Origin of the sequence: Bacillus cereus group sp. BfR-BA-01349 (genome assembly GCF_022663795.1) — a bacterium.
GTDB lineage: Bacteria > Bacillota > Bacilli > Bacillales > Bacillaceae_G > Bacillus_A > Bacillus_A cereus.
Genome location: NZ_JAKUGE010000060.1, coordinates 24,204 through 33,123, shown reverse-complemented (window position 1 = coordinate 33,123; position 8,920 = coordinate 24,204). Strand labels below are relative to the sequence as shown.

Genomic DNA, 8,920 nt, shown 5'->3' with positions numbered 1-8,920 from the left:
ACAACCTTAGTCCTATTGAATTTGGAACTAAGGCTGCTTAATGAAAAGGCACCTAATCTATTACTGTCTACTTGACAGGGGTAAGACCATATGGCTGAAGTCATCTTTTTTGTATAAGTAGAATCCATTTTGGATTCAGTTATGTTGATTGATAAGTGTTGCTCGTATCCTCAGTAACTGTGGTGAATTGTATGTTAAATTCGAACATTCGGTTTATTGGGATATTTTTCCGTGTTATAATTTTCTTGTAAATAAAAGGTAGAGGGGAGTAAGTAATGGGAGAATTTCAAAGTAATTTGCATACGGCAACGCAACTTGCAACGAAAATGAGAAATGCTTCAGATAGAATGCAAAGTGCTACTAGTCGCTCTATAAATAAGGCAACGCGTACTACACTATCTGTGAACTTCAAGGCACAAGAAGCAAATCAACAAAATTTACAGATCACGAAACAATTTTGTACTGCTTTTCAACAAACAATTGATAATATCCATTCCGTAGCAAATGAATTTGAGAAAATGGATACAGGACTTCAAAACACTTTTCAATAATGTAACAACCTACGTAAAGGGGAAAAGGTAGGGAGAAAAGATGAGTCAAGGAATTGAAACGAGAATCAATCAATGTAATCAAAAATTACGAATTATATTTGAAGAACAAAATGAAAACCGAATCGCGCTGCAAAATCAAGAACGAGCTGAGGCTAGTTTTCATGAATGGAAAAATAGAAGTAATCGTTTATTTAACCGAATACTAGAAACTTGGTATGGTGACAAAGAAGCATTTCACTTTTTTACGAATATGCGGCAAGAGATCGGGCAGTATGAAAGAAAACTTACATTCGAATTAGAAAACGAAAAAGAGACGTTGCTTAAAGAAAAACGGCATCTCAGTGAGAAAGAAAACAACCTTTCCTATGAACAGCAGCAACTACAAAGGGAGGCCAATACATGAGTTTAAACATGTATTTGGGAGAAGTACAAAGTCAAACTCAAAGTATGAACGCTATATGTAATGCTACGATTCAAAGTATGGAACAAGCCATTCAATCTATTGATGCATTTGCGATAGACACAGTATTACAAGGACAAACATACAGTAGTGCAAAAGCCTACCTTGTCCAAACATTTCGGCCATTAGCACAAGGAATCATATGCTTATGTGAAGAATTAATTCGCCAAAACGAAGCATTTCCAAACGATTTTCAAGCAAAAGTTGCTTCAACAGATGTTATCGAACATGAAATAAGACAACAAATACAAGAAATCAATCAATCCATTGTAAGTATAGAAGCAATAGAAGTACTTACACCAATGCCTGGAGTAGACGCAATTATTGCAGTCTTAATTGCAATGAGAAAAAAACTAGAAGAAAAACTAGAGCGTCTATATGAATTCAATCATTCATCCAGCAACAACTACAGCACCGCCCTCCAATTAGCGGCTAGCATCACAGCCGGACTCGCTGAAGTGCAAAGCGGGAAAGGATTTAGTCCTGTGAGTGGGACGTTTCATAGTGAAAAGTTAAATATGGAATGGGCAAAGCAAATTCAAATAATTATAGAAGAGAAAATACGGAAATCTGATAATGGTATTGGAAAAAGTGTAGACTTAGAGCACAATGTGTATAACGACATTGAAGGAATAAGCAGCGAAAATCAATCTATCAATAATAGATTTACAAAAGAAGAGATACAAGCGACACAAAAATACCTTGAAGGAATTAAAAATGGTACAATAAAAGGGAATATAGGTGAGGATTTCCAAGTTGAAACCGATGATTATGAAATGGAGCATAACATTTTTGGCCAGCCAGTCGGTGGTAGAAGGCCAGTACTCAATCCTTTTTTAATCGGTGTGGCGAAGTTTGGATTCGATTTTCTCTTTGGTGATCTTTTCACACTCTTTGACCCAGAAGCTACCTATGGTGAAAAACTCCTAGCAGTTGGGATGATGACTCCATATGGGAAAGGTGTAAAAATAGTTGATAAACTTCATAATTTAAAAAAGGTTGGAGATGTGAAGAAAGCAACGTCTGGGAGTGCGGGGGTTGCTAAGGGTACGGGTAAAGCTAATAACTTTAAATTTGGAGATAATGCTAAAAATCATTTAAAAAATGTTGAGAATATAAGCACTAAGAAAGGGGTTAGTGGTGGACATAACATGGATGAATTTTACAATGCTTTAAAAAATCAGGGTGTTGATGTAGAAGAATTAATTATATCTAAAAAATCACATTCTTCAATTGAAGGGATTTATGAGATAGAATACAAAATACCTAGAAAAGATATGGCTGGAAATATTGCAGAACCCGTTTCGTATAAAAATATTAAGGAGCCTAAAACAATATACGATCCAGCAATGATTAGTGATGATAAGATATATCAGTGGGGAAAAGAAGCGATGCAAAAGGGAACAATAAATGGTAGGCTTGTTGAAGGTACTGCTTCAAATGGATTGAAGTTCAGAGGTTATTTAAATGATGCTGGGGAGATAACTAACTTTTTCCCAATTCTAGACTGATATTATCAAGATACAATATTTATAGGAGGATAAAATGAATAGTAATTTTGAATTTATTGAAGATAAAGAGAAAAATGATGAATTGATGTCAATATATTTTAACTTTATAAACGGTAAGTACTTGGAAAGAGCTTTGAGTTTTTTTGTAAAAAAAGAGGGGTTTGGACAAGAAATAGTATTCGTTCATTTTCAGTCTGATTTAGATGAATTTGATATGTCACAGCTACCTACACCTTTAGATGATAAGCATGTGTTAGTTGAATTAGATTCTCCAGCTGTTGAGTCTGAACAACAAGTGTATTTGGATTTTGAAACTTTTTATAATTATTTGGAAGAACATGTGAAAAAAGAAGTGGAAAAAAATCCAGAAAGAAATGGATTAATGGATTTATTAGTGCAAGTTAAGCGTAGCTTAAATTTGTAATATCTTATAGCCATTTTACTAGATTCGTAGGGCAGAAAAAGAACTTTTTGAAGAACGCGTTTTTATTAGGATTTTATTATATTTCAATAAGGAAGATTGTCTGATATTGAATAAGTAAAGAGGAAGTTATAGATGAAAAAGACTCAACAAAAGAGACTTCACATTTGAGGTCTCTTTTGTTGATTTCAATTGAAAATTATTATTTGAGCGAATGCACTTTCGTACCTCACATTTCACAGGCACATAGGCTTCAATTGATGCTATATAGTATGTTTTTCAATGTCAAAAAACATTAAAAAAAAACAGGGCAAAATTATTAAATAGCCGGGTCCATTGTAGAAATGTTTGAAGGTATCTCGCTCATAGGCGGATCTAATTTCTTAACTATCATGGCAGAAGTAGGAACTGGTGGGTTAGCATCACCAATTGTTATTCCATTAGATATAGTAGCAACAGCTACTGGGGCAAGTCTTTTTGTACATGGTGGATTTGTTTGGAATAAATCGATTCAAAATACTAAGGATACTATTCAAAAAATCCAGTCTTCTGGTGGAGGTGCGGCTAACGGTAAACCTAGCAGTAACAAAAATAAAACTGTAGATAATTTTGATGCAAAAACAGCTACCAATAAAAAAGGTAATTATGGTGAAATAAAATCTAGTGACAATTTATTGAATAATCAAAGTTTAAAAGAAGCTGGATTTGATTTAAAGCCAGTCGGAAAAAGTGCACCAACAGGTATAAATGATAAAATAGTAAAAGGAATTGATGGATTATACGAAAATGCAAATCAAAATTCAAATATTAAATATGTTATTGATGAAGCAAAGTTTGGTAGTTCACAATTAGGAAAAACTAAAGATGGACGACAAATGTCAAATGATTGGTTGAATGGTGCGAAGACCCGAAAAAGTAGGATATTGAAGGCTGTTGATGGAGATGCAAAATTAGCATCAAAGATTACGAAAGCATTACAAGATCAGGAAGTTGAGAGAGTGTTATCAAAGGTTGATAGTAGTGGAAATGTGAAAACATTTAGAATAGATGCAAAGGGAGACATAATTGGAGAATGGCCATAATTTAAGGCACTAGGAGGAATTGAATAGTATGAGAGATCCTTTATGTATAGAAGAAAAATGTAGAGAAGGAATAGAATATAATAAAGAGTTTATTGAGGAAAATAGAGAGGAGATTAAAAGTTTTGAAGAAGATGAAAGGAATGGTATTCAAAGAAAGGCTAAAGATAATAAAAGTCTTATAGAAGGAAGGTATCTATTAAATTTTAATTATAAGTTAGAGGATATTAACGCAAAATATTCCCTAGGAGAAGCTATCCATACAATAGAAGGAGATTTTGACAACGCTCTTATTGATTTGGGGCATATAGGGGAAAGAGAAGTTGGATATTTAAATCTAATTTGGATGATATCTCTAGGAATTTTATTAGAGACGGAGAAAAAGAATCTTGTAAGTTTAGCTAAGCTAGTTGAGAAGGAAAATATGAATGACGCAGTAATTGATTTCCTCTTATGCGCTAGTGATATTGGATACACAAACATGACGAACAGATATTATAAAGAAAATCCATATGCAAAAACGAGAGAGATTATAGAACTTGCACAAACAGATAAAAAAGAAGCGTCTAAAAGATTGCAAACGTATATGGAGAAAGAATGGTTTAAAGGCCATTATGATTATGAATGGAAAAATGCACATAAAGAACCTGGATATGTGGGGTATTGGAGCTTTGAGACAGCTGCAATAGTAAAGATACTCGGACTTGATGATACAAGTTTAAAAGGTAATAACCATTATCCATATGATTTGGCACATTATAAAAATGAAATGAAATTTAAGCATATAGACCTAAGTGAATATCACTATGAAGATGAGACAGAAGAAATCGAGGATATAGTAGAAGGAATTGAACATAATCCTACATTGGAAAATATTATTCCGCCAAGATGGCATTCATTGGTCAATGAATTAATACATGATTATGAGAATATGGATGATAGTAGTTTTTATGAAAAATACAAAAAAACGATAGGAATAGGTCAAGTATGGTTTTTACCACAAGAGTATGAAGAAGAAAATGAGCAAAAAAATCTATTAGGAAGTTTAATTGTGTTTGCCCTGACGGTAAGAGATTATATATTACAATTGGATTATAAAGAGGATTTAGAGGACTACATTGATAATCTTAAAAATTTCTGGAATGGATCAGAAACAAAGTTAATTCAATTTATTTTAGAGAATGATCAAAATTATTATGCATGGGTACCAAAAGAAGCAAACATCCCAAATATGTATGAAGTGAAGATTGAGAGTGTTGATGTAGAGGAAGTTCTATAATAAGCAAATTAAAACATTGTGTATCATGAGTAATGTTGAAAAACTAATTTATACGGAATTTAATGAATTAAGAGGTTAAAAATAGTGGTAGTTTGGAGAATCCAACTACCACTATTTTTGTGTTTGGGAATGGTTCTGTAAATTAAGTAGAGTATTTCAGAGTATATATATTATGTAGGAGAAGTAAATAAGTTAAAGGCGCTAAATAAAATCGGTCATATCGCAAAGACATTAAGTGGAGTAAGTACATTTGCTAATGCAGTAAAACTAGCAAAAGAATTGAAGCCTACGCTTGAAATGTTACAATCATTTAAGAAAGAGGCTTCCTATGCATTCTCTAATGTTGGTGGAACTATTATAACCAAAATACCACAAGGTGAATTGATAGAAGCTTATTATAAGTTTGCGAAGTCTAAAGATGGTGGTAAGGGTACGGGTGAAACTGTAAGCAATTATCTTGATGATATAGTCGAGGCTGGTGGTACCAGAAGAGAAATAAATTCTAAACTTCGAAATCCATTAGATAATCCTAAGATAGCAAAGGAGATTGAGGGAAATACTGAAGCTGTATATGGATATTCACCTAAGAAGGAATCTGCCTTAAATAAGTTTGGGGTAGACTGGACAAATGGTGATGAAGTTGCTTATGCAAGAAGCGAAAGAATAAAGTATCATGAAAAAATACAACAAAAAAGAATACAACTAGAACAAGATATTAAAAATCTTCAAAATGATGGGCTATCTATGGAGGAAATTGCTAGATTGAAAGTCGAAGAGCGAAATCAAGGAAGAATGGAAACGTATATAAAATCTAATAATTTAGATGGGTTGAATGCAATGAAAGAAATATTCTTGAATATGGCAGGGCAGAAGGACCTACACCTGAACAACTTTATAAAAAGTATGGTTCATGGGAAGATGTGATATATGGCAGTTTAAAAACAAATCCAGCAATGGATGTCTTGACAGGATTATTTCATAGTATGGGAGGAAAATAATTATGAAAGAAGAAAAAATACAAGGTAATATAAAGTGGATTGCATACAATAATTTAAGATTTAGAATAGAGAAGGTTAATGATGATTCATCCGTAATTTGGGTTTCTGATAATTTTGTAAATTTATGTTTTACCTTAGTAATGAATGACTTTTTAAGTAAATGTGAGGATGAGTTGAATATAAATATCGAAATTGATTTGACTTGGAATAATCATAGAGGTTTGATTATAAAAAATCATGATATAAATCTAATTTTAGGAGAAATAATTAATTTTATTAGCGAATGGGAGTTAGAAGGAAATTCAAATGCTGATAATTTTTCTACGGAAGAGTGGTATTCAGCATAAGCTTGCAGGGTATGCTAGCTTTCCATCATTTTTAGGAATTTAAAAATATGGAGGGAAATTTAAATTTAATGTATGTTTAGGGGACATTGAATGTGAATTGAAACTAACGAGTTAGATAAATATTTTAAGCAACTAGTGAGGAATGAATTCTGTATAGTAAAGAATTCATTCCTTTTAAGTTTGTTTTAATTTACTTGTAATTATAGTAGTTAATATTTGAAGAGGCAATCACCCTAAGTCGTAAAGACACGAAAGCCTATACTCAAAGTAAGATTTCAAAGCTTTAGGAAGAAATTGGTTGAGTTAAAGGGGCTAAGGATGATACTTAGGATACGGCTAACGGTAAACCTAGCAGTAGCAAAAACACAAATGTAGAAAATTTTGATGCAAAAACAGCTACAAATAAACAAAAAGGTAATTATGGTGAAATAAAATCTAGTGACAATTTATTGAATAATCAAAGTTTAAAAGAAGCTGGATTTGATTTAAAGCCAGTCGGAAAAAGTGCACCAACAGGTATAAATGATAAAATAGTAAAAGGAATTGATGGATTATACGAAAATGCAAATCAAAATTCAAATATTAAATATGTTATTGATGAAGCAAAGTTTGGTAGTTCACAATTAGGAAAAACTAAAGATGGACGACAAATGTCAAATGATTGGTTGAATGGTGCGAAGACGCGAAAAAGTAGGATATTGAAGGCTGTTGATGGAGATATGAAATTATCAATAAAAATTACGAATGCATTGAAAAAAGGTGAAGTGGAAAGAGTACTATCAAAAGTTGATAGTACTGGGAACGTTAAAACTTATAGAATAGATGCAAAGGGAGACATTATTGGAGAATGGCCATAAGTTTAGAAGCCAGGAGGAATTGAAAGGTATGAGAGATCATTTATGTATAGAAAAAAAATGTAGAGAAGTAATAGAATATAATAAAGAGTTTATTGAGGAAAATAGAGTTGAAATTAAAAGTTTAGAAGAAGATGAAAAAAAAGGTATTCAAAGGTATCCTAATGATAATATAAGTATCATAGAAGAATTCTATCAGTCAAATTTTATATACGATTTGGATAATGTTAATGCAAAATATTCCCTAGGAGAAGCTATCCATACAATAGAAGGAGATTTTGACAACGCTCTTATTAATTTGAAGCATATAGGAAAAAAAGAAGTTGGATATTTAAATCTAATTTGGATGATATCTCTAGGGATTTTATTAGAGACGGAGAAAAAGAATCTTGTAAGTTTAGCTAAGCTAGTTGAGAAGGAAAATATGAATGACGCAGTAATTGATTTCCTCTTATACGCTAGTGATATCGGATACACAAAAGTGACGAATAGATATTATAAAGAAAATCCATATGCAAAAACGAGAGAGATTATAGAACTTGCACAAACAGATAAAAAAGAAGCATCTAAAAGATTACAAACATATATGGAGAAAGAATGGTTTAGAGGCCATTATGATTATGAATGGAAAAATGCGCATAAAGAACCTGAATATGTAGGATATTGGAGTTTTGAAACAGCGGCGCTTGCGAAAATTTTGGAACTTGATGATACATGTTTAAAAGATAATAATCACTATCCTTATGATTTGGCACATTATAAAAATGAAATGAAATTTAAGCATATAGACCTAAGTGAATATCACTATGAAGATGAGACAGAAGAAATCGAGGATATAGTAGAAGGAATTGAACATAATCCTGCATTGGAAAATATTATTCCTCCAAAATGGAATTCATTGGTCAATGAATTAATACATGATTATGAGAATATGGATGATAGTAGTTTTTATGAAAAATACAAAAAAATGATAGGAATAGGTCAAGTATGGTTTTTACCACAAGAGTATGAAGAAGAAAATGAGCAAAAAAATCTATTAGGAAGTTTAATTGTGTTTGCCCTGACGGTAAGAGATTATATATTACAATTGGACTATAAAGAAGATTTAGAAGACTACATTGATAATCTTAAAAATTTCTGGAATGTTTCAGAAACAAAGTTAGTTCAATTTATGTTAGAGAATGATCAAAATTATTATGCATGGGTACCAAAAGAAGCAAACATCCCAAATATGTATGAAGTGAAGATTGAGAGTGTTGATGTAGAGGAAGTTCTATAACGAACAAATCGAAATGGTTTTTATTATATGTAATATTAGAATGCATTTTACTAGTTAATTCAAAACAATGCATGCGTGGCAGAAAAAAGGATGTATTGTTACTAAAAATTAGAGGGAAAGAAGGCTGTTGGATTGAGTTAA

General features: G+C 32.0%; 7 protein-coding genes and 3 pseudogenes. All 10 read left to right on the top strand.

The window, feature by feature from the left end; all coding sequences use genetic code 11:
* The first annotated feature begins 275 nt into the window (after positions 1-275).
* The 10 genes and pseudogenes from MR169_RS24335 to MR169_RS24290 all read left to right on the top strand — a co-directional run bounded on the left by MR169_RS24335 (position 276) and on the right by MR169_RS24290 (position 8,779).
* Positions 276-551 carry a TIGR04197 family type VII secretion effector gene (locus tag MR169_RS24335; RefSeq protein ID WP_242320170.1) on the top strand — a complete coding sequence of 92 codons (276 nt, stop codon included), beginning with the start codon at positions 276-278 and terminating at the stop codon, positions 549-551.
* A gap of 40 nt (positions 552-591) precedes the next feature.
* Positions 592-954 (top strand): DUF3958 family protein, encoded by a 363-nt coding sequence (locus tag MR169_RS24330; protein WP_000077521.1) that lies wholly within the window; start codon positions 592-594, stop codon positions 952-954.
* Positions 951-2,522, top strand: coding sequence for an EndoU domain-containing protein (locus tag MR169_RS24325; RefSeq protein WP_000056107.1), 1,572 nt, complete (start codon positions 951-953; stop codon positions 2,520-2,522). The genes MR169_RS24330 and MR169_RS24325 overlap by 4 nt, the downstream gene beginning before the upstream one ends.
* Positions 2,523-2,556: 34 nt before the next feature.
* Positions 2,557-2,946, top strand: a complete 390-nt coding sequence (locus MR169_RS24320) for a hypothetical protein (RefSeq protein WP_001087574.1) — start codon at positions 2,557-2,559, stop codon at positions 2,944-2,946.
* Between the two features lie 320 nt (positions 2,947-3,266).
* Positions 3,267-4,025 (top strand): annotated as a pseudogene (locus tag MR169_RS24315) (hypothetical protein); the annotation flags it as partial.
* A 28-nt stretch (positions 4,026-4,053) separates the two neighbouring features.
* Positions 4,054-5,301, top strand: coding sequence for a PoNi-like cognate immunity protein (locus tag MR169_RS24310; protein WP_242320168.1), 1,248 nt, complete (start codon positions 4,054-4,056; stop codon positions 5,299-5,301).
* Between the two features lie 195 nt (positions 5,302-5,496).
* A pseudogene (locus MR169_RS24305) lies at positions 5,497-6,299 on the top strand (T7SS effector LXG polymorphic toxin); the annotation flags it as partial.
* Between the two features lie 2 nt (positions 6,300-6,301).
* Entirely contained in the window at positions 6,302-6,646 is a 345-nt protein-coding gene (locus MR169_RS24300) for a hypothetical protein (protein WP_000656836.1), read from the top strand.
* Positions 6,647-6,975: 329 nt separating this feature from the next.
* A pseudogene (locus MR169_RS24295) lies at positions 6,976-7,503 on the top strand (hypothetical protein); the annotation flags it as partial.
* A gap of 28 nt (positions 7,504-7,531) precedes the next feature.
* Positions 7,532-8,779 carry a PoNi-like cognate immunity protein gene (locus MR169_RS24290; protein ID WP_242320166.1) on the top strand — a complete coding sequence of 416 codons (1,248 nt, stop codon included), beginning with the start codon at positions 7,532-7,534 and terminating at the stop codon, positions 8,777-8,779.
* Positions 8,780-8,920 lie beyond the last annotated feature (141 nt).